The sequence below is a fragment of the Novosphingobium lentum NBRC 107847 genome (genome assembly GCF_001590965.1).
GTDB lineage: Bacteria > Pseudomonadota > Alphaproteobacteria > Sphingomonadales > Sphingomonadaceae > Novosphingobium > Novosphingobium lentum.
The window spans coordinates 201,337-222,349 of sequence record NZ_BCTW01000003.1 but is presented as its reverse complement, the minus strand read 5'-3'; the positions used below and the strand labels follow the sequence as shown (position 1 = coordinate 222,349).

Here is a 21,013-nt window from a genome sequence, read left to right as displayed (position 1 = left end):
GAAGTTCATGTCGATTCCCCTCCAGCAGGTCGCCCGCATCGGCGCCTATGCAGTGAAACAGCAGATCAAGGGCGGCAAGTACCCGCTGGTACTGATGCTCGAGCCGCTGTTGCGCTGCAACCTGGCGTGCCCGGGCTGCGGCAAGATCGATTATCCCGACGCCATCCTCAACCGGCGGCTGTCGTATGACCAATGCATGGAAGCGATCGACGAATGCGGCGCGCCCGCCGTCTCGATCGCGGGCGGCGAACCCTTGCTGCACCGTGACATGCCGCAGATCGTGCAGGGCTATATCGATCGCAAGAAGTTCGTGATCCTGTGCACCAACGCGCTGCTGCTGAAGAAGAAGATCGACGACTACCAGCCGTCGTCGTTCTTCACCTGGTCGATCCACCTCGATGGCGACCGGCAGATGCACGACCATGCGGTCGATCAGGACGGCACCTACGACGTCGCGATCGAGGCGATCGAACTGGCCAAGGCCAAGGGTTTCCGCGTGCAGGTCAATTGCACCGTGTTCGACGGCGCCAATGCCGACCGGCTTGCCGGGTTCTTTGACGACATGGAAAAGCTGGGGGTCGAGATCACGATTTCGCCCGGCTACGCCTATGAACGCGCGGCCGACCAAACGCACTTCCTGCAGCGCGAACGCACCAAGACGTTCTTCCGCGACGTGTTCCGCAAGGGCAAGGGCGGCAAAGCGTGGACGTTCACCAATTCGCCGCTGTTCCTCGATTTCCTCGCCGGCAACCGCAGCTATGAATGCACGCCGTGGTCGATGCCACTGCGCACCGTGTTCGGCTGGCAAAAGCCCTGCTACCTGATCGGCGAAGGCTATGTCCCCACTTTCAGCGAGCTGATGGAGGGCACCGACTGGAACGACTATGGCGTCGGCAAGTACGAAAAGTGCGCCAACTGCATGGTCCACTGCGGCTTCGAAGGCACGGCGGCGGCGGATTCGATGAAGCGCCCGCTCGAATTCATGAAAGTCGCGATGAAGGGCGTGCGCACCGAAGGGCCGATGGCGCCCGACATCGACATTTCAAACCAGCGCATGGCTGAAGATGTGCACTCGCTGCACGTTGAGCGCGAGATGGAAAAGATCAAGATTGAGGATCCCGAAGGCTACCGCCGGGCAACGCGCGCGGCGTGATGGTTTTAGGGTAAGTTGCCGTCGTCCCGGGCTTGACCCGGGAAGACGCTAACGCGGTCCCGGATCAAGCCCGAGACGACGTGATCCATAGATCAGCGATTGTCGAAACCCAGGCGCGGCCCCGCTTCACGCGCGCCGTCGCCCAGTGCCCTGAACGCACGGTTGAAGCCCGCGACCGTATGCACCAGCGCGGGCAGCTGCCCGGGATGCGCCACAAGTGAGCCCAGCACCGCGCCCAGCGCCAGCCCGCCGCCGGGCTTCATGCTGGCAGCTATGGCCGGTGGCAGGGTCGCATCGGCGGTGTCCGACACGCAGCGCAGGATCGCGAACGGCAGCCCCGCGTCGGCAGCCACGCGCGCGGCGAGGTGGCTTTCCATGTCGGCCGCCAGCGCGCTGTGGCGATCGTGCAGCGCGCGCTTGCGCATCGGATCCGCGATCAGATGGCCATCGGCATAGCAGGCCCCGCGATGCGGCCGGGGCAAGGCGCGCATCAGCGCTGCGACCCAGCGCGGATCGCACGGTCCCTCGAACGCGCCGGTCACGCAATCGCCGACCACCCAGTCACCCAGCCGCAGCGCCGGGTCGAGCGCGCCGGCCATGCCGAAGCTGATGATCCCCGCCGCGCCCGGTGCCAGCGCGGCCAGTTCGCGCGCCAACCGGTCAGCAGATCCGCCGCCCGCAACGATCCGCACACCTTCGCCTGAAACAACCGAACCTTCGCGCTTCAGGCCGGTAACGACGAGTACCGGCGTCACATTCCCCACGCGACGCGATCGTCGTTCGACCGGCGCAAGTTGCGATAGCGCGCCAGCGCCCACACCGGGAAATAGCGCGGATAGCCATGATAGCGCAGGTAGAACACGCGCGGAAAGCCGCCGCCGGTGTACATTTCCTGGCCCCACAGCCCGTCTTCGGCCTGATGGTCCGTCAGCCAGCCGATGCCGCGCTCCACCGCCGGGCTTGCCACTTCGCCCACCGCCATCAGGCCAAGCACCGCCCATGCGGTCTGCGACGCGGTCGAGGGCGCGGGCGTGTGCTGCTTGCGGCTGAGCGCGTAGCTGTCGCAGCTTTCGCCCCAGCCGCCGTCCGCGTTCTGGATCGCGTTGAGCCATTCCACCGCGCGCGCCACCATCGGCGTGTCGCGATCGATCCCTGCCCGCCCCAGCGCGCACAGCACCGACCAGGTGCCATAGACGTGGTTCACCCCCCAGCGGCCGAACCAGCTGCCGTCGGCTTCCTGTTCGCGCTCAAGATAGACCAACGCCGCTTTCATCCGTCCGGAATCGTTCGATTCGCCCAGTTGCGCGAGCAGCGAGACCACGCGCGCGCTGACGTCGGCGGTCGGCGGATCGAGCAGCGCGCCATGATCGGCAAACGGCAGGTTGTTGAGGTAATCGTTGTCGTTATCGGCATCGAACGCGCCCCAGCCGCCGTTGGCGCTTTGCAGTCCGACCGTCCATTCCAGCGCGCGGGCCAGCGCATCGGCATCCTCGGTCCCGCGACGCACCGACGCGCGGTCCATCGCCATGGCGACAACGGCGGTGTCGTCGAGATCGGGATAGTGCGCGTTGTTGTACTGGAACGCCCAGCCACCCGGGCGCACGTCCGGACGCTGGTCCGCCCAGTCGCCCTTCACATCCAGCACCTGCAGCGGCGTCAGCCAGTCGAGCGCGCGCGCCGCAGCGGCGTTGGCTTCGTCGCTGCCCACTTCGAGCATCGCGTGCGCGGCCAGTGCGGTGTCCCACACCGGCGACACGCACGGCTGGCAGTACGCCTCGTCTTCATGGATCACGAGCAGGCGTTCCACCGATTCGCGGGCCACGGCGCGCGCCGGATGATCGGGCGCGTAACCCAGGCAATCGAACATCATCACGCTGTTGGCCATCGCCGGGTAGATCGCGCCCAGCCCGTCCACGCCGTTGAGCCGTTCGGTCACCCAGGCTTCGCACGCGGCGATCGCGCGCTTGCGCAGCGTCTTCGGCCACAGCCGGTCACCCGCCTTGAGCAGCACGTCGAGCACCGCGAACGTCCCCGCCCAGAACCGCTTCACGCTGGCCGCCTGCGAGGTCAGCTTGGCCTGCGCGCCGGTGTAGAGTTCATCGACCAGCACGCCGCGCGGGTTGCGCGCGCGGGGTCGCCTGGCCGCGAGCACCAGCAGCGGCACGATCACGGTGCGCGCCCAGTACGACATATGGCTCAGGTGCACCGGGAACCGGCGCGGCGCGAGGATCAGTTCGGGCGGCATCGTCGGCACCGCAGACCACGGCCCCGCGCCGAACAGCGCCAGCTGGATGCGCGTGAACACGTTGCCCGCCGCCGCGCCGCCCGCCCGGTGGATCGCCGCCCGCGCCCGCGCCATGTGCGGGGCTTGCGGCGAATCGCCGATCATCTTGAGCGCAAAGTAGGCCTTGATCGTGGCGCTGATGTCGAACGCGCCATCGTGGTACAGCGGCCAGCCATCATGATCTGCCGACTGGCGGCGGCGCAGATATGTGCCGATCTTCGCTTCGAGTTCCAGATCGTCCGGCTCACCCAGAAAATGCCGCAGCAGCACATATTCTGCCGGGATCGTGGCATCGGCTTCGAGTTCGTAAACCCAGTGGCCGTCGGCGCGCTGTTGCGACAGCAGGGCGGCGGCTCCGCGCGCAACGGCGGCTTCGACTTTGTCGAGCGAGCCGTCGGGCGCCAGCGTGGAGGTGGTTGGAGCGTGCATGGTCGGGCCTAATAGCGCGCAGGACGGCCCAAGGCCAAGGCCGCCGCGACATCGCCCGATCGCAGCGCGCCCTCGATCGTCGCGGGCAGTCCGCTGGCCACCCAGTCGCCTGCCAGAAACAGGTTGCGCCAGCGGGTGCCTGGCGGCGGGCGCAGCGCATCCTGTTCGGGCGTGGCGGCAAATGTCGCGCGCTTTTCCTTGACCACCTGCCAAGCCGGCATCGGCGCAGCGATCCCCAGCGCGGCGCAAATGTCTGCCCAGAACGCGCGCGCGAGATCCTCGCGATCGCGATCGACAAGGGGATCGGCAGCGCTGACCGTCACCGAAATGCGGTCGGGGTGCGTGAAAATCCATTCGGCGGTCCCGCCCAACAGGCCCAGCATCGCGGGCATCGTCCGCGCAACCGGGAACGCAAAGTGCCCGTTGACGATCGCGCGGTGCTCGGTGGGGGTAGACAGGTCAGGCACCAGCGACGCCGCGACCCATGGCGGCACGGCGAGAATGACCGCCTCATCGGACCCGATCGTTTGCGTCCCGTCGCTCCACCGCAGCGCCGATACGTGATCGCCGTCGAACGTGATCGACCGCAGGCGGCGGCCGGTTGAAAGCGGCGTTTCGTGCACCGTCAGCCACGCCAGCGCGGGATCGATGAACGCTGCGCCCAACGTCGGCACCGCCACCATCGGTCGCGTCGCCCTGCCCCCGCGCCCGATCGTTTCGCGCAGCACCTTGCCCGCCAGCGCCGCCGATGATTCGGCGGGCGCGGTGTTGAGCGCGGCCAGCAGCACCGGCTCGACCAGCCGATCCCAGACAGCCCCGCCGGGGTTTATGACCGCGTCGATCCGGCCCCGTCCGGCGCGGAGCAGGCGTGCCAGCGGAACGTAATCCACCAGCCGCGATCCCGGGACGCGGCGGCGGCGTGAGAACAACCACCACGGCACCGCCCCGTCGTTCATGCGCACCGTCCAGCGTGCGCCGTCGCGCAAGTCGGCGAACGCGAAATCGGCGTGGGCAGGACCGGACAGCGGCGTCGTCGCGCCAATGGCAGCGCGGAAATCCGCCACCGCGCGGTTGCCCGCCAGCACCAGATGGTTGCCGTTGTCGATGGTCAGGCCCAGCGCCGCATCGTGATATGACCGGCATCGCCCGCCAGCCTGCGCCGCGCTGTCGCTGATCGCCACAGGCACCCCGGCCCGGCGCAGCGCGACGGCGGCAGACAGTCCGGCCAGCCCCGCCCCGGCGATCGTGGCGCGCGCAAATCCGCTCATCGCTATGCGATTACCATGACATGCTGAAGCGCAGCACCGACCACAGCAAACGCGGTTTCGACACGCGCACGCGGGTGCGCGGCGGTGCCCAGCCTTGCGCTTCCATCCGCGACAGCAGCCGCGAATAGGCTGCTTCCATCAGGCGCGGCGCCACCAGCAGCCCGCGCGGGCGCGCGGCCAGGATCGCCCCGGCTTGGGCAAAGTGGCGCCGGGCCTCGATCGCCAGCGGTCGCGCGGCGGCATCGATGCGCGGGTCGGCGGCAACCTGTTCGGGCGTGACCGGTTCGATCCCCGCACCACGCAGCGCCTCGATCGGCAGGTAGACGCGACCGATCCCGGCATCCTCATCGATATCGCGCAGGATGTTGGTCAGTTGCAGCGCCCGCCCAAGATGGTGCGCCAGCGCCAGCCCGGGTTCGCGTTCCATCCCGAACACCCGCACCGACAGCCGTCCGACAGCCGACGCGACCCGGTCGCAGTAGAGATCGAGTTCATCTGCGGCAGGCCAGCGAATGTCGCGATCGGCATCCATCTGCATGCCATCGACCACCGCCAGCAGATCGGCCTTGTCGAGCCGGAAGCCACGCACCGCGTCGATCAGAAAACCGGCGCGGCCCGGCTCCCCGCCCGCATACAGCGCCTCGATATCCGCCCGCCAGCCCGCCAGTTGGGCACTGCGTTGCGCGCGATCACCCTGCTGGTCATCGGCGATATCATCGACAATGCGGCAGAAGCCGTAGATCGCGTACATCGCCTCACGCTCGGGCCGGGGCAGGATGCGCATGCCCGCATAGAACGAGCTGCCGCTGACTTTAGCGTGCAGTTCGCCCGGGGTGTTAGTGACGTTCACGCGTAAATCCCTGCCCGAATCCTGGAAAACCCAGCCCGAAGTTTGGTGAGTCCGAGGCGCACGATGGCCCCGGTGGCGAGCGCGGCGGCGCGCGGCTTCGAATGGTGGACGGTCTCGCTCAGCGGATCGCGGATCAACAGCATCGCGGTGAGATCTTCGGCCAGTCGCTGGATCACCGCGACTTCCGCAGCCAGGCGCGGATCGCGGATGGCGCTGGCGAACGGCGCGCTTTGCTTCAACAGTTCGCCGGTTCTTTGCGCGCACGCCACGATCACGCCGCGCAACGCGTCCGAAGCCCGGTCCGCGCCCAGCGCCGCCACCCCGGTTCCGGCGGCGGCGAGCATATCGTCGGGCAAATAGACGCGGTCGATCGTGCGGTAGTCCTTGCCGCAATCCTGCAGGTGGTTGATCACCTGCAACGCCGCGCACAGCGCGTCCGACATCGGCCAGATCGCGCGATCCTCGCCATGAACGTCGAGCACGAAGCGGCCCACCGGCATCGCGGACAGGCGGCAATAGGCGATCAGCGCGTCCCAGTCGGCCATGCGGTTGACCGTGCAGTCCTGCACGAACGCGCCCAAGAGGTCGTGCGCCTGGACGAGATCGAGACCGCGTTCCTGTGCCATCCGCGCCAGCGCCATCGCCTCGGGTGCGCCTTCGCCATCCAGCCCCGCGCGCATTGCGTCAAGGCGCGCCAACTTGTCGTGCGCGGCGGCGTCGGGGTGGTCGGCAATGTCATCGGCGGCGCGCGCGAACGTGTAGAACGCCATGATCGGCGCGCGGCAATCGGCGCGCACCAGCCACGAGGCGACGGGGAAATTCTCGTCGGTGTGGCCCTTTCCGGAAGACAGGTCGCTCATTGCCCGCCGCCTGCCAACTGCGCCTGCGCGCGGCCTTTCCACATGCCCCCGCGCCCGCGATGGTGCTGCACCGCAGACCACACCGTGCATCCGGCATAGAACCACCCGATCGCGGGCAGCGCCACGCCCCACAGCGGCGAACGGTGATAGAACCGCAGCATCGGTTGATAGGCCAGCGCCATCGCCAGCCACACCAGTGCTCCCGCAATCCGCGCCGGGCCTTCACCACCCAGCGCCAGCGCGACGGGGGAGATGTACAGCAGCGCCAACCCCGCCAGCGTTCCGGCCAGCAGAACCGGCGAATAGCGCAACTGCGCATACGCCGACCGCGCGATCATCGCGGCGATCTCACCCGCGCTGTGATAAGGCCGGATCGAGCGCGAGCGGTCGGTGAGGCCGAGCCAGACCGGTCCCTGCCGCTTGATCAGCGCGCCCAGCGTGCAATCGTCGATCAGCGCACCGCGCATCGCCGCGATGCCGCCTGCCGCTTCCAGCGCATCGCTGCGCACCAGCACGCAGCCGCCCGCGGCCCCTGCCGTGCGGCCCGGCCGGTTCACGCGGTTGAACGGATAAAGCATCATGAAAAAGAACACGAAGGCGGGCACCAGCGCGCGTTCGGCCATTGTCCGGCAGTGCAGTTTCGCCATGAACGAGACAAGGCTGCGCCCCCTGCCGTCCGGCCCGACGGCTTCGGCGATCCCCACCAGCCGGCGCAGCGTATCGGGCGCGTGTTCGATATCGGCGTCGGTCAGCCACACGTAGGTGGGCGTTCCGGCCGCCGCGATGCCCTGCGACAGCGCCCAGAGCTTGCCCGTCCAGCCATTGGCCAGCGGCGCGCCCTGCCGCACTTCGATGCGTCTGGAACCGATGCTGTCCGCCACCGCTGCCGTGCCGTCGCTGCTGTTGTCGTCGATCAGGATCACGCGGAAAGCGCCGGGATAGTCCTGCGCCGCCAGACTGCCGAGCGAACGCGCGATCACGTCGGCCTCGTCGCGCGCCGGGACCACCGCGACCACGTCCGGCCAGTGCAGCGGCGTGATGCAGCGCGCGGTGTCGTCACGCTCGCTGCAGCGCCAGAACCCTGTCGCCAGCAGCCCAGTCCACACGGCCAGCGCCGCCAGCCCGATGGCCAGCGCGATCATGCGATCATGCCCTGCGCGCGGAACCAGGCGATCGCATCGGCCAGCGCTTGTGCATGCGGTCTGGCGACATAGCCCAACTCGCGCTGCGCCTTGGCCGAGGAATAGAACATCGCGTGACGCGACATGCGCAGCGAATCGACCGTGAGGAACGGCTCGCGACCGGTCAGCCGCGCCCACTGCTCGTTGGCCCAGGCCAGCGGCATCAGCGGCGCCACGGGCAGGCGCACCGTGGGCGGCTTGCGCCCCATGATCCGCGCGATGTCGGCCAGCATCTCCGCCAGCGTCACGTCCTGCCCGCCAAGGATATAGCGCTCGCCGATGCGCCCGCGCTCCGCCGCCAGCAAATGCCCGGCCGCGACATCGTCGACATGCACGAGGTTCAGCCCGCTATCGACGAATGCGGGCACTTTGCCGTTGGCCGCCTCGACCACGATGCGTCCGGTCGGCGTGGGCTTCACGTCGCGCGGGCCGATCGGGGTGGACGGATTGACGATCACCGCCGGCAGCCCTTCGCGCACCATCTGCTCGACCAGCCGCTCGGCCACCACCTTGCTGCGCTTGTAGGCGCCGGTCGCCTGTTCGGGGGTGGCGGCGCGGGTTTCATCGGCGGGTGCGGCGGGATCGGGCAGCAGCGTGGCGACGCTGCTGGTATAGACGACCCGGCCGACCCCGGCATCGCGCGCGGCCTGCATCACCGTGCGGGTCATCGCCAGGTTGTTGCGCACGATGTCCTCGGGATCGGGCGCCCACAGGCGATAGTCTGCAGCGACATGGTAAAGCTCGCCCGCACCCTGCATCGCAGCGGCCACGGCCGCCGGATCGCGCAGATCGGCGGTGACCACTTCGCCGGGAAAGTCCGTGAGGTTGGTGGATGAACTCGACTGGCGGGCAATGCCCCGCACCTGCCGCCCCGACGCGGCGAGCGCGCGCGCCACAGCCGAGCCCAGAAAGCCCGCCACTCCCGTCACGACCGTCACGTTCCCGTCCACGCGGCGTTCCCTAATGCGCTTGAGGCGGGCCGTCACCCCAAACCGCCGCGAAAAACGGGGCATGACGTTTTGCGGAACGCGCGTTAGTGGATGTGAACGATTGGCCTCCTTTAACCCCGACCGTCCTGAGCCTGTCGAAGGACTGTCCTTTTCTCCTACCGTTGCTGAGGTGAAGTGCAGTCCTTCGACAGGCTCAGGACGGTCGGGTTTGGGGCAAATGGCGTGCGTCACGGGGCCATAGTCAATGCATGATGCTTCCTGGCCGGGCCTGATCCTGTGTGCCGCCAGCGTCGTCGGCTGCGCTTACCAAGTGTTCGCGATCGTCGCGTTGCGCCGCCATTTTCGCGAAGCACCCGTCCGGTCGGACAGCGCCCAAGCGGTCACGATCCTGAAGCCGCTCCATGGTGCGGAACCCCATCTGGCCGAAAACCTCGCGACGTTTCTGGCGCAGGATTATCGCGGCCCGGTGCAGATCGTCTGCGGTGTGGGCGATGCAAACGACCGTGCAGTGGGCGCGGTGGCGGCTTTACAGGCCGCACACCCCGGCGCGGATATCGTGCTGGTGTCCGATCCAACGCGCCATGGCTCCAACGGCAAGATCGGCAACCTCGTCAACATGCTGCCCGCCGCACGCCATGACGTCATCGTGCTGAGCGACAGCGACATGGTGGTTGGCCATCATTACCTCGCCACGATCATGGGCGCGCTGGACCGGCCCTGCGTCGGCGCGGTGACCTGCCTGTATCGCGGGCGCGGCGATGCCGGGCTGTGGTCGCACATGGCGGCCGGGGCGATCAGTTATGGCGGATTGCCCGACATGGTGGTCGGCCTCACGCTCGGCATGGCGCAGCCGTGCATGGGATCGACCATCGCGCTGCGACGCGAGACGCTCGATCGGATCGGCAGTTTTGCAGCCTTTGCCGATGTGCTGGCCGATGATCACGCGATCGGCGCGGCGGTGCGCGCCACCGGGCAGCGGGTCGGCATCCCCGCGATTCTGCTTACCCACGCCTGCACCGAGGCGAGCCTGCCCGAGCTATGGCGTCATCAGGTGCGCTGGGCGGCGACGATCCGCAGCCTCGCGCCCGCCGGGCATTTCGGCTCGATCGTCACGCATCCGCTGCCGCTGGCACTGCTGGGCTCGGCATTCGCGCCCTCGGCGGGTATGGGGCTGGCGGCACTGGCGATTGTCTTGCGCATCGGCGTGGCATGCCAGGTCAACCGGCTTGCAGGCGAGCGGTCTGCGCCGCTATGGGTGCTGCCGATTGTCGATTGCTTCGAATTCACGGTATTCCTCGCCAGCTTGCTGGTACGGAAGATCGATTGGCGCGGCAGTCGGCTCACGATGGTTGATGACGGCCGCATTTCTGCCTGAAAAAGCCCATATTTCTGTCTGAAAAAGAGAGACTTGATGAAGCGTACCCTTTTCCTGCAGGCCCCTTCGTTCGACGGTTACGATGGCGGCGCCGGCGCGCGTTACCAGATGAAGCGCGAGATCAAGAGCTTCTGGTATCCCACCTGGCTCGCCCAGCCGGCCGCCATGGTGGGAGGCTCGAAGCTGATCGACGCGCCCGCGCACGACCTGTCGTGGGACGACATCAAGCACGAAATGGATGAGCGCGACCTCGTCATCATCCACACCTCGACGCCATCGTTCAACCAGGACGTGAAGACCGCCGGGCTGATCAAGGCGCGCAACCCGGCATGCATGGTCGGCTTCGTCGGCGCGAAAGTCGCGGTCGAGGACGAGAAGAGCCTCACGGACGCAGGCCTCGCCATCGATTTCGTGTGTCGTGAGGAATACGACTTCACTTGCGTCGATCTGGCCGAGGGCAAGCCGCTGGCCGAAATCGACGGGATCACCTGGCGCGCCGCCGACGGTTCGATCGTGCGCAACAAGAACCGCGCGGTGATCGAGGACATGGATTCGCTGCCGATGGTCTCGCCCATCTACAAGCGCGATCTCAAGATCGAAAAGTACTTCGGCGGTTACCTCAAGCACCCCTACGTCAGCTTCTACACCGGGCGCGGGTGCAAGAGCCGGTGCACGTTCTGCCTGTGGCCGCAGACGATCTCGGGCCACAACTACCGCTTCCGCTCGGTCGCCAAAGTGATCGAGGAAGTGCAGTACGTCCTCAAGAATATCCCCCAGACCAAGGAAATCTTCTTCGACGACGACACGCTGACCGACAACCACGACCGCGTGATGGAACTGGCCGTGGCGCTTGGCGAACTGGGCTTCGGCAAGCCGGGCTTTCCCGTGGCCTGGTCGTGCAACGCCAAGGCCAACGTGCCGCGCAAGGTGCTCGAAGTGCTGAAGGCCAACGGCTTGCGGCTGCTGCTGGTCGGGTATGAAAGCGGCAACCAGCAGATCCTGCACAATATCAAGAAAGGCCTGCGCGTCGATGTCGCGCGGCAGTTCACCAAGGATTGCCACGCGCTGGGCATCGTCATCCACGGCACCTTCATCCTGGGCCTGCCGGGCGAGACGCTGGAAACGATCGAGGAAACGATCAACTACGCCAAGGAAATCGACCCGCACACCATCCAGGTCAGCCTGGCCGCACCCTATCCCGGCACCTTTCTGTACAAGCAGGCGACGGAGAACGGCTGGTTCGACGGCAGCGACCACTTGCTGACCGATGGCGGCAACCAGATCGCGCAGCTTTCGTACCCGCACCTCCACGCCACCGTGATCTTCGACAAGGTCGAGGAATTCTACAAGCGGTTCTATTTCCGCCCGCGCAAGATCGGGTCGATCGTGAACGAGATGATCCGCGATTTCGACATGATGAAGCGGCGCCTGCGCGAAGGCGTGGAATTCTTCGACTTCCTGCGCCGCCGGAAGGAAGCCGCCTGATCGCAGGTCCCGCCCCGGACCACGCGGCAAGCCAGCCCATCGGCCTGATCGTCACCGCCGATGATTTCGGCGCGGCGGTCGCGGTCAACGAAGCGGTCGAGCAGGGCCATCGTAACGGCATCCTGACCGCGGCGAGCCTGATGGTCGCCGGCGATGCCGCCGGCGACGCCATCGAGCGCGCGCGGCGGTTGCCGGGCCTTGGCGTGGGGCTGCACATCGTGCTGGCCGATGGCAGGCCGGTGCTGCCGCCCGAACGGATTCCGGCGCTGGTGGGCCCCGACGGGCGGTTCCGCCAGTCGATGCTCGCCACTGCGCTGGCGATTGCCGCATCACCCGCCGCCCGCGCGCAGCTACGCGCAGAGATCGACGCGCAATTCGCGGCATTTGCCGCCACCGGGCTGCCGCTCGACCACGTCAACGCGCACAAGCATTTCCACCTGCATCCGATGATCGCCAGCGCCATTCTGGCAATCGGCCCGGCATACGGGATGCAGGCGATGCGCGTGCCGGTCGAAACCGGCGCGCCGCTGGCGCTGCGCTGGTGGGCGGGCCGGTTGGGCAAGCGGTTGCGCAAGGCGGGTGTGCTGGTCAACGACCGGGTGATCGGGTTGGCCGACAGCGGCCGGTTCGATGCGGCGCGGATGGAACGCGCAGTCGCCCGGCCTGAGCGCGGACTCACCGAAATCTATTGCCATCCGGCGACCGCCGACATGTATCCGGGGCATGCGCCGGGATACCGCTATCGCGATGAACTGGCCGCGTTGGTCGATCCCGCCGTGCGCGCGGCGCTGGTGAACAGCGGCGCGCGGACCGGCAACTTCCGGACGTTCCTGGACCACGCCGAGCCTGTGACCCCGGCCCCCGCCGGTTAGGCCCCGGCCCGGCGCCGGTGGCGAAATTCGTACAGCGGCCACGCCAGCAGCGGCAGCCCGAACAGCAGGTCGCGCAAGCGCAGGACCAGCCCCAGCGCGAGCGACTGCGCGGGCGTCAGGCCATACGCCAGCCCCGCCACGATCAGCCCGGCCTCCTGCACGGCGAGTCCTGCCGGGATGAAGAACAGCACCGCGCGCCCGGCGTAAGCCGCACTTTCCATCACCAGCGCAGCGAACAGCGTCAGCGGCAGGCCCATCGCCGATCCCGCCATCCACAACTGCACGCCGCCCATCGCCCACGCCACGAAGTGCAAGGCCACGGCGGCGGGCAATCCGGTGCGCTGGCGGCCGATTTCCGCGCGCAGCAGCGCCAGTTCGGCCTCGATCCGCTGGCGCAGCCGACCCGCCGCGCTTTGCGTATTTCGCGACAGCAGGACGGCCAGCAGCGCCATGGCCGCCAGCCCGATCAGCACGCTGGCGATGCCGAACAATGGCAGGTCCGCCGCGGTCGCGCGGCGCCACAGGCGCGGCAGGACCAGCACCGCCAGCACGCCATAGGGCACCTGCGCCAGCGTTTCGGCCAGCGTATCGAGCACGCTGGCGGTCACCGCGGCCCGCGTGCGACCGCCGCCCAGCACCAGCGCACGTGCGCCGATGATCTCGCCGAGCCCAGGCATGAACACCAGCAGGTTGCCGCCCGCATCGCGCAACAGCCGCGACCCCAGGCTCGCCGCGAACGACACGCCGGGGCGCAGCGCCCACAACGCTGCGGCACACAACAGCGTCGCGGCCAACTGGCCCGGCAGGGTCGCCATCACGGCGGACAGGCGGATGTTGTCGGCCGCTTCGCCCAGCAATCGCCGGGTGTCCGATGAGGCGATGGCCACGACCAACAGGACCAGCATCGTCATGATCCACAACGCGGCCCACCGCGTGCCTCGGCGTCCGACAGGGTCAGTCATGCGAGGTCCGCCCAGCGACACAGCCCGATCCCGCGCGCTGCGATGGCCTTTGCAAGTCGCGGGTCGGTCAGTGCGGAAAGCTCGCGCTCGGGTCGCCAGTGCGGTGGCGGAGCATGCGGCCCCGACCAGTTGCGCGTCGACGGGTGCAGGCCGACCTCGGTGACGCCCGATGGCAGAGTTTCAACCAGCGCCAGCAACTGCTCGATCGTCACGAACCCCGCGTCGTTCTTGCCAAAGAACGAGTCGTTCGCCGCCAGCCCAGCCCGCCGCGCCTGCCGCCGCATGGTGGCCGCCAGCGGCCAGTGCGTGGCGACATGGGCGAGCCGGGTCAGCGCGCCGCTGCCCCCTGCCCGCGCCAAAGCCAGCGGCTCATACGGGATGCGCACGGCGCGCAGCCCCAGCGGCACGCCCAGCTCGATGGCCATCGCCAGCACTGCGGGATGCTGGTGGCAATGCCAGTGACCGTCGAGATGGCCGAGCGCCAGCCCGGTCCGGCGATAGGCCTCGAACTGCGCGGCGATTTCCGCGCGTGCGGCGGCGCGTACCGTGGGCCGCAGCATGATCGCGGCGCCCGTCGCCACCGGGCTTTCGCCAAGGTTCACGCCATCTGGCGCGATCGGTGACGCGGTTCCGCGATGCATGGCGGGCGCGCCGTACAGTGTCAGGTGCAGCCCCACGCCAAGGCCCGGCAGGCGTTTCGCGCGGGCGACGGCATCGTCCACCGCCGCGCCCGCGACCACCAGGCTGGCGCAGGTCAGCACACCATTGCGATGCGCTTCCTCGACCGCCTCGTTGACCTCCAACGACATGCCGAAATCGTCGGCGGTAAAGATCAGGCGGCGCGTCATGCGGCTGGCTCGGCCGGTTGCAGAATATCGCCGTCACGCACCGCCAGGCGCTGCCCGCGCCAGCCGACTCGCTGCACGACGAGGCCTTTGGCCCAGACCGCGAAGCACAGCATATCGCGCAACCACAGCGCGATCGGGCCGGGCCGGATCAGCGCGGCGGACCGTCCGAGGCGGCGCTCGACCACCCGCGCCAGACACCAGCGCAGGGCGACCGGCACCAGCACGGCGCAGAGCGAAAATGCCGAGGGCCGCAGCAGCAGCAGCAGCAGGGGAAGCGGCCCCGGATGGCTCACCACCGACGCGACGTAGCCCACCGGATCAAGGCCGCGCACCGTGCGCGCCCAGCGCAGTTCGTGGTCGAACAGATCGGCCAGCGAGGCATCGTTGACCAGCGTTTCGACCACGTCCGGGCTGAACCCGATGGCAAAGCCTGCCTGCCGGACCAGCCGCCCCAGTTCCGCATCGTCCGAAAGGTGATCGGCCAGCGCGGCGAGCCCGCCCACCTGCTGCAGCACCTCGCCCCGGATCGCGGTCAGCGGGCCATACGTCACCGACAGCGGCGTGAGGCGCGCATGGAGCAGCGCCATCGGCAGGAACCAGTAATCGATGAACCAGCCACCGTACTGCCGCGTGCGGTCCCCGCGCTGGCCCGGATGGGAGCGGTACAGCGCGGTCACCGCGCCCACGCCCGGCGCGGACAGCGCGTCGATCGCGCGTTGCAGCACACCGGCGCCGATCACGATGTCGCTGTCCGAGATCACCACGACCTCCCCCAGCCCGGCTTTGGCCATGTTGACCAGATTGCTGACTTTGGGGTTGGGCCCGTGCACCGCCGCATCGACCACGAACGCGCAGTCGGCCCGGGCAAAGCGCGCCGCGACCTGCCGCGCCAGCGCCAGCGCCGGGTCGGCGCCATCGGCCACGCCGAACACGAAGCGCACCGCACCCGTCGTCTCCTGCGACAGGAAGCTGGCGAGCGCTTCCTCCAGCCCGTCCTCCAGCCCGCACAACGGCTTGAGCAGCGTCACCACCGGCGGCTTCGGCCAGCCCGGCCCGACCACCGGCCGGTGGGCCGCGACGCTGGCGATCACGAGCAACAGGTAGGCGGTGGCGGCCGCGGTGATCGCAAGTCCAGTCCACCAGAGTACGGCCATCAGCATGGCGCCGGTCTCTAAGCCCAAGCGGCGCGCATGGATATGGCTTTTGCAGGCAGCGGCACAGAGGCCAACCGGAGGCTTGCCCCGGCCAGCGGAAACCCGCAGACCTGCAACGGTGGAACGGACCGATATCGCAGTGATCGGCGCAGGGGTGATCGGGCTGGCCGTGGCGCGCGCCTGCGCGATGGCCGGGCGTTCGGTGGTGATCCTTGAGCGCGAGGCGCAAGTCGGCACGGGCGTTTCGGCGCGCAACAGCGAAGTGATTCACGCCGGGCTGTATTACCCCGAAGGCTCGCTCAAGCAGCGGCTGTGCGGGGAAGGGCGCGAACGGCTGTATCGGTTTTGCCAGGAACGCCACGTGCCGTACCGCCGCTGCGGCAAGCTGGTGGTCGCAACGCAAGCCGACGAAGTGCCGACGCTGGAAGCCATCGCGGCGCGGGCCGCGCAGGCGGGTGTGCCGCTCGATTGGCTCGATCCGCAACAGGCGCGCGCGCTCGAACCCGCGCTGCGCTGTGTCGCCGCGCTGCATTCGCCCACAACCGGGATCGTGGACAGCCACGCGCTGATGCAGGCGCTGCTGGCAGAGGCGCAGGATCACGGCGCCTTGCTCGCCTTGCGCAGTCCAGCCGACAGCCTGAACCGGAGCGCCGATGGCTGGGTGCTGCACAGCGGCGACACCGCGCTGGGCACGACCGCGATCGTCAATGCCGCCGGGCTCGATGCCTGGGCAGTGGCACAAAGCATGTTGCCGCTCGATCCCCGCACCGTCCCGCCCCGGTTTCTGGCCAAGGGAAGCTACTACGCCTGTGCGGGCAAGGCGCCGTTCTCGCGGCTGATCTACCCGGTGCCGGTGCCCGGTGGGCTGGGCACGCACCTGACGCTCGATATGACGGGAAGCGCGCGGTTGGGGCCGGATGTCGAATGGATCGATGCCATCGACTTTTCGGTCGACCCGGCGCGCCTCGCATCCTTCGCCGATTCAGCCCGCCGGTTCTGGCCGGCGCTCGATCCGGCGACGCTGTCTCCCGCTTATGCCGGGGTACGGCCGAAGCTTTCCGGGCCGGGCGGTCCTCCCGCCGATTTCGCAATCCATGGCGAAGCGATCCATGGATTGCCGGGCCTGATCAACCTGTTCGGGATCGAATCGCCCGGCCTCACCGCCGCGCTGGCCATCGCCGATCGCGTGTCGCGGATGCTGCTTTAGTCCCACTTTGCCGGCGGGCGCCAAAGTGGCATGCCATCGCGTTCCAAGGAGAGTGTCATGGCCAATATCGTCGTCAGTTATCCCACCCACGCAGGCGCGCAGTTCGATGCGGCGTACTACACCGCAAGCCATATCCCGCTTGTCGAACGCCACTGGGGTCCGCTCGGCATGACCGGCGCGGACGTGATGCTTCCGGCCGACGGCAACCAGCCGTTCGCGGCGATGGTGGTGCTGAAGTTCCGCGACTCCGCGTCCATCGACGCCGCGATGGTCTGCGCCGGGACGCCCGACGTCATGGCGGACGTCGCCAAGTTCACCAACATCGTGCCGCAGCTTTACCGCACGGCGGACTAGCCGTTCAGGCCAGCGGGGGCGCCGGGCGGCGGGCATAGATCCCGAAGCCCGCGATGATCGCATAGCAGATCGCCGGCAACAGCAGCGCGAACGCGAGGCTGCCGCTGGCGTCTGCCAGCCTGCCGGTGAGCGGGGGAACGATCGCGCCGCCGACGATGGCCATGCAGATCACGCCCGAACCATCGGCCGCGCGCTTGCCCAGCCCTTCGGACGCCAGGCTGAAGATCGTCGGGAACATGATCGAGTTCATCAGCCCGATCGCCAGCAGGCTGTAGCCCGCCAGATGGCCCGACGTGTTGGCGGACAGCAGGATCAGCGCAATCGCGCCGGCCGCATTGAACGCCAGCACTTTGCCCGGGCTGATCGTGCGCAGCACCGCCGAACCTATGAACCGCCCGATCAGCGCTCCGCCCCAGTACAGCGAGATCAGCTTGCCCGCCGATTGATCGTCCAGCCCCAGCACGGTCGATTGCTTGAGATAGTTGACGATGAGCGAGCCGATCGAGACTTCCGCCCCGACGTAAAGAAAAATGCAGGCGGTGCCGAAGCCGAAGCGCGTGCGGCGCAGCAGATCGAAACTGTGCAGGATTGATCCGCCATCGTGCCGCTCGCCCTTCAGCCGATGGCGGTTCATCCACACCACCCCGGCGATCACCAGCAACGCCACGGCCAGCCCGATGTACGCGTGGACCACCGCCTGCGTTTCCGCCACGCGATAGGCATCGAACGCCGCTCCGGTCAGGTCCTTGGCGGAGACCTTGGCCAGACTGCCCAGGATCAGGATCGATCCGGCGATCGGGAAAATCGTGGTGCCGAGCGAGTTGAATGCTTGCGCGAACGTCAACCGGCTATGCGCGGTGCTGGGCACGCCGAGCAATGAAATCAGCGGGTTAGACACAACCTGCACGATCGTCACCCCGCTTGCCAGCACAAACAGCGCCATCAGGAACACGCCGAACGTGGCGCTGGCGGATGCGGGGATGAACAGCAGGCAACCCGCCATCATCGTCAGCAATCCGATCGCCGCGCCGCGCATGTAGCCCACGCGCTTGACGATGGCGGCGCCGGGGATCGAAACGATAAAATAGGCGGCGAAGAACGCCGACTGCACCAGCATCGCCTGCGCATAGTTGAGCGTGAACAGTTCCTTGAGCTTGGGAATGATCACATCGTTGAGGCTGGTGATGCCGCCGAAGATGAAGAACAGCGCCATCACGAACATGCGCAGTTCGGGCGCATCGACGTGCGCGCCTTCGCCTGACAGCGTTGTCGAATTGTCGGCCGACGTGGCGGCAGGGGCTAGTGCCATTGCAAATTCTCCCAAGGACTGAATGGCAACCGGCGACCCGGCGACCTGCGTCTTCTCCCGCAAGTGCCTAGCCGCAGCGCGCCCGCAAGGAAAGGCCGGGCGCATCGGCGTGCATTCGAATGCACCGCGCTGCACAGGAAGGCGCCGTTGCCGCCATACTCTGTGCCCCATTCGACCGGTGCCCCTATGGACGCCCATGGTCTGCTGGGGCACACCGCGTGGCACGGTTTGCGGCCAGACAGGAGCGAAGCTTGGGTTCCCCCACCGATCCGTTCGATCCTGGCACGTTCGATCGTGGCGCTGCGTTCGACATCGCCGTGGTCGGCGGCGGGATCAACGGCTGCGGCATTGCGCGCGATGCTGCAGGGCGCGGCGCGCGCGTGCTGCTGCTGGAACGCGGCGATCTGGCGCAAGGCACGTCATCGGCCTCGACCAAGCTGATCCACGGGGGCTTGCGCTATCTGGAGCACTACGAGTTTTCGCTCGTGCGCGAATCGCTGGTCGAGCGCGAGCGGCTGTGGGCCATTGCGCCGCACATCATCCGGCCGATGCGGTTCGTGCTGCCCTATATCCAGGGCCTGCGACCCGCCTGGTTGCTGCGGACGGGACTGTTCCTTTACGATCATATCGGCGGGCGCAAGGCGTTGCCCGCCGCCGATGGGATCGACCTTCGTCGCCATCCCGCCGGTGCACCGCTCAAGCCGGGGATCACGCGCGGCTTTGCCTATTCGGACTGCTGGGTGGACGATGCGCGGCTGGTGGTGCTGAACGCGCGCGACGCGGCGGATCGCGGGGCGACCGTACTTACCCGCACCGAAGTGCTGGCGATGGAGTGCCGCGACGGACTGTGGTCGATCGACACCAGCGCGGGCGCGTTCCGGGCGCGAGCTGTAGTCAATGCCGCCGGGCCCTCCGTGCTCGGCCTGCTCAAACGCGCGCACCAGCCCGCCGGCCACGCGATGCGGCTGGTGCGCGGATCGCACATCGTCGTGCGGCGCCTGTTCGACCACGCATTCGCCTATTTCTTCCAGTTGCCCGATGGCCGGATATTCTTTGCCATACCCTACGAATCCGACTTCACGCTGATCGGCACCACCGACCGCGATCACCACGGCGCGCTGGAACACGTGACCGCCAGCGCCGAGGAAATCGCCTATCTGTGCGAAGGCGCGAACCGCTATTTCCGCCAGCAGATCGCCCCCGCCGACGTGGTGTGGAGCTATGCCGGGGTCCGGCCGCTGCTTGACGACGGTTCCGGCAAGCCCGAGGCGGCAACGCGCGGCTACAGCTTCGAACTCGATGGCGGCGAACCGGGCAGCGCCCCGCTGCTGTCGGTGTTCGGCGGCAAGATCACCACGTACCGCCATCTTGCATCATCGGCGGTGGAACGGCTCAAACCGCTCGTGCCGGCGCTTTCTGGTGGCGACTGGACCGCGCAAGCGCCATTGCCCGGCGGGGATTTCGCACGCGACGGGATCGCGGCCTTAAAGCAAGGCTATGCCGCAGCCTACCCGTTCCTGACCCCCGACACGATCGACCGGATCTCGCGCGCCTACGGGACGCGGGCCAGCGCATGGCTGGGTCAGGCCCAGACGCTCGATGGCTTGGGTGAGGACTTCGGCCACGGACTGACCGGCGCGGAGGTCGATTATCTGGTTGCACAGGAATGGGCGCGTACGGCCGACGACATCCTGTGGCGCAGGACGAAGTTGGGCCTGCGGCTCGATACCGATCAGGTGGGCCGTTTGGCGCAATATCTGCTGGCACGCGGCTAGATTGCGCGCGGCGAGATCGCGCGCCGCTAGAGGGTGTTCTGGCTGGCCGCAAAACTGCGCAGGAACATCGCGGTAACCTGATCGGCATCGACCGCGAGGCGTGTTGGGTCCGACTGCTCCACCCCCCAGATGACGCGGTTCTGCCGCCCGGTGCACAGCGCCAGGACGAAGTTTGCCATGTGCTGCGGATCCTCGTCGAGCAGTTCGCCGCTGGCGATGTGGCGCACCAGAAAGCCGATGAGATTGCCCTCGGTCAGGCTGACTGCCCGCTCGTAGAAAATGCGGCCGACCACGGGAAAACGCCCGCTTTCGGCCACGACCATGCGCCAGGTGGCAAGGCCGTCGGGCGATTGGATCTTGCGCAGGAACGCCCGGCAGAACGCGACCAGCCCAAGCGTGAGGCCTTCGCTGGAACGCAGCAGGCCGGTCAGTTCGGTCTGGAACTCCCCCGTCGTGTCTTCCACGACGGCTGCGAACAGTTCTTCCTTGGAGCGAAAATAGCTCCACAGGGTCGCCTTGGAGCCGCCCAGCGTCGTTAGCAGCCCGGACATCGACGTGCCGGCGTAACCGTTCTTGAGGAATGATTCCCGCGCCGCGCGCAAGATCGCGTCGCGGCGGTCCTGCTTGCGCAGTTCGCGTCGCCCCGGCGCTGCCGCGACTGAAATGTCCTCTTCCATAAGTGTACTATAGAGTACGC

The 21,013-nt window shown here is 67.8% G+C and carries 19 protein-coding genes; 7 read left to right on the top strand and 12 right to left on the bottom strand.

Annotated elements, in window-relative coordinates:
• Nucleotides 1–7: 7 nt before the first annotated feature.
• Nucleotides 8–1,153, top strand: coding sequence for an adenosyl-hopene transferase HpnH (hpnH, locus tag NL2_RS03885; protein WP_068071860.1), 1,146 nt, complete (start codon nt 8–10; stop codon nt 1,151–1,153).
• A gap of 92 nt (nt 1,154–1,245) precedes the next feature.
• Here hpnH and NL2_RS03880 read toward each other — a convergent pair whose 3' ends face one another.
• From NL2_RS03880 to hpnA, 7 genes are read right to left on the bottom strand one after another with little or no spacing between them, the layout of a single operon-like run.
• Nucleotides 1,246–1,908: a phosphorylase family protein gene (locus tag NL2_RS03880; protein WP_084355843.1), complete on the bottom strand. Its 663-nt coding sequence runs from the start codon at nt 1,906–1,908 to the stop codon at nt 1,246–1,248.
• Nucleotides 1,905–3,866, bottom strand: coding sequence for a squalene--hopene cyclase (gene shc / locus NL2_RS03875; RefSeq protein WP_068071858.1), 1,962 nt, complete (start codon nt 3,864–3,866; stop codon nt 1,905–1,907). Before shc ends, NL2_RS03880 begins: the two co-directional genes overlap by 4 nt.
• 8 nt (nt 3,867–3,874) lie before the next feature.
• Nucleotides 3,875–5,134 (bottom strand): hydroxysqualene dehydroxylase HpnE, encoded by a 1,260-nt coding sequence (gene hpnE / locus NL2_RS03870; RefSeq protein ID WP_068071857.1) that lies wholly within the window; start codon nt 5,132–5,134, stop codon nt 3,875–3,877.
• 10 nt (nt 5,135–5,144) lie between these two features.
• Nucleotides 5,145–5,984 (bottom strand): presqualene diphosphate synthase HpnD, encoded by an 840-nt coding sequence (gene hpnD / locus NL2_RS03865; RefSeq protein ID WP_068071855.1) that lies wholly within the window; start codon nt 5,982–5,984, stop codon nt 5,145–5,147.
• Nucleotides 5,981–6,844 (bottom strand): squalene synthase HpnC, encoded by an 864-nt coding sequence (hpnC, locus tag NL2_RS03860; protein WP_068071852.1) that lies wholly within the window; start codon nt 6,842–6,844, stop codon nt 5,981–5,983. The genes hpnD and hpnC overlap by 4 nt, the downstream gene beginning before the upstream one ends.
• Nucleotides 6,841–7,986 (bottom strand): glycosyltransferase, encoded by a 1,146-nt coding sequence (locus NL2_RS03855; RefSeq protein ID WP_068071851.1) that lies wholly within the window; start codon nt 7,984–7,986, stop codon nt 6,841–6,843. Before NL2_RS03855 ends, hpnC begins: the two co-directional genes overlap by 4 nt.
• Nucleotides 7,983–8,975 carry a hopanoid-associated sugar epimerase gene (gene hpnA / locus NL2_RS03850; protein ID WP_439646880.1) on the bottom strand — a complete coding sequence of 331 codons (993 nt, stop codon included), beginning with the start codon at nt 8,973–8,975 and terminating at the stop codon, nt 7,983–7,985. The genes NL2_RS03855 and hpnA overlap by 4 nt, the downstream gene beginning before the upstream one ends.
• Nucleotides 8,976–9,219: 244 nt before the next feature.
• Here hpnA and hpnI (NL2_RS03845) point away from each other — a divergent pair, with 244 nt between their 5' ends.
• The 3 genes from hpnI (NL2_RS03845) to hpnK (NL2_RS03835) are packed head-to-tail and all read left to right on the top strand — an operon-like array spanning nt 9,220 to nt 12,707.
• Nucleotides 9,220–10,350 (top strand): bacteriohopanetetrol glucosamine biosynthesis glycosyltransferase HpnI, encoded by a 1,131-nt coding sequence (gene hpnI, locus NL2_RS03845; RefSeq protein WP_068071849.1) that lies wholly within the window; start codon nt 9,220–9,222, stop codon nt 10,348–10,350.
• Between the two features lie 36 nt (nt 10,351–10,386).
• Complete coding sequence (gene hpnJ / locus NL2_RS03840; RefSeq protein ID WP_068071847.1) at nt 10,387–11,835, top strand: hopanoid biosynthesis associated radical SAM protein HpnJ; 1,449 nt, start codon at nt 10,387–10,389, stop codon at nt 11,833–11,835.
• Nucleotides 11,796–12,707: a hopanoid biosynthesis-associated protein HpnK gene (gene hpnK, locus NL2_RS03835; protein ID WP_439646881.1), complete on the top strand. Its 912-nt coding sequence runs from the start codon at nt 11,796–11,798 to the stop codon at nt 12,705–12,707. Before hpnJ ends, hpnK (NL2_RS03835) begins: the two co-directional genes overlap by 40 nt.
• Here hpnK (NL2_RS03835) and NL2_RS03830 read toward each other — a convergent pair.
• From NL2_RS03830 to hpnI (NL2_RS03820), 3 genes are read right to left on the bottom strand one after another with little or no spacing between them, the layout of a single operon-like run.
• Nucleotides 12,704–13,669, bottom strand: a complete 966-nt coding sequence (locus NL2_RS03830; protein WP_084355842.1) for a lysylphosphatidylglycerol synthase domain-containing protein — start codon at nt 13,667–13,669, stop codon at nt 12,704–12,706. The genes hpnK (NL2_RS03835) and NL2_RS03830 overlap by 4 nt on opposite strands.
• The gene (hpnK, locus tag NL2_RS03825) at nt 13,666–14,517 is read right to left on the bottom strand and encodes a hopanoid biosynthesis-associated protein HpnK (RefSeq protein ID WP_068071844.1); all 852 of its coding nucleotides are present in this window, start codon (nt 14,515–14,517) and stop codon (nt 13,666–13,668) included. Before hpnK (NL2_RS03825) ends, NL2_RS03830 begins: the two co-directional genes overlap by 4 nt.
• The gene (gene hpnI / locus NL2_RS03820) at nt 14,514–15,677 is read right to left on the bottom strand and encodes a bacteriohopanetetrol glucosamine biosynthesis glycosyltransferase HpnI (protein WP_068071842.1); all 1,164 of its coding nucleotides are present in this window, start codon (nt 15,675–15,677) and stop codon (nt 14,514–14,516) included. Before hpnI (NL2_RS03820) ends, hpnK (NL2_RS03825) begins: the two co-directional genes overlap by 4 nt.
• A 112-nt stretch (nt 15,678–15,789) precedes the next feature.
• Between hpnI (NL2_RS03820) and NL2_RS03815 the strand changes: the two genes are divergently transcribed.
• A complete protein-coding gene (locus NL2_RS03815; RefSeq protein WP_068071840.1) occupies nt 15,790–16,878 on the top strand; it encodes an NAD(P)/FAD-dependent oxidoreductase in 1,089 nt (362 codons plus the stop codon).
• A 57-nt stretch (nt 16,879–16,935) separates the two neighbouring features.
• Nucleotides 16,936–17,232 (top strand): EthD family reductase, encoded by a 297-nt coding sequence (locus NL2_RS03810; RefSeq protein WP_068071838.1) that lies wholly within the window; start codon nt 16,936–16,938, stop codon nt 17,230–17,232.
• A 4-nt stretch (nt 17,233–17,236) separates the two neighbouring features.
• Here the strand turns inward: NL2_RS03810 and NL2_RS03805 are convergent, their stop codons facing one another.
• Complete coding sequence (locus NL2_RS03805) at nt 17,237–18,541, bottom strand: sugar MFS transporter (RefSeq protein WP_068071836.1); 1,305 nt, start codon at nt 18,539–18,541, stop codon at nt 17,237–17,239.
• 251 nt (nt 18,542–18,792) lie between these two features.
• On the opposite strand from NL2_RS03805, the gene NL2_RS03800 reads away from it, so the two are divergent.
• Nucleotides 18,793–20,316, top strand: coding sequence for a glycerol-3-phosphate dehydrogenase (locus NL2_RS03800; RefSeq protein ID WP_068071834.1), 1,524 nt, complete (start codon nt 18,793–18,795; stop codon nt 20,314–20,316).
• A gap of 26 nt (nt 20,317–20,342) precedes the next feature.
• Here the strand turns inward: NL2_RS03800 and NL2_RS03795 are convergent, their stop codons facing one another.
• Entirely contained in the window at nt 20,343–20,993 is a 651-nt protein-coding gene (locus NL2_RS03795; RefSeq protein ID WP_068071832.1) for a TetR/AcrR family transcriptional regulator, read from the bottom strand.
• Nucleotides 20,994–21,013: the final 20 nt, after the last annotated feature.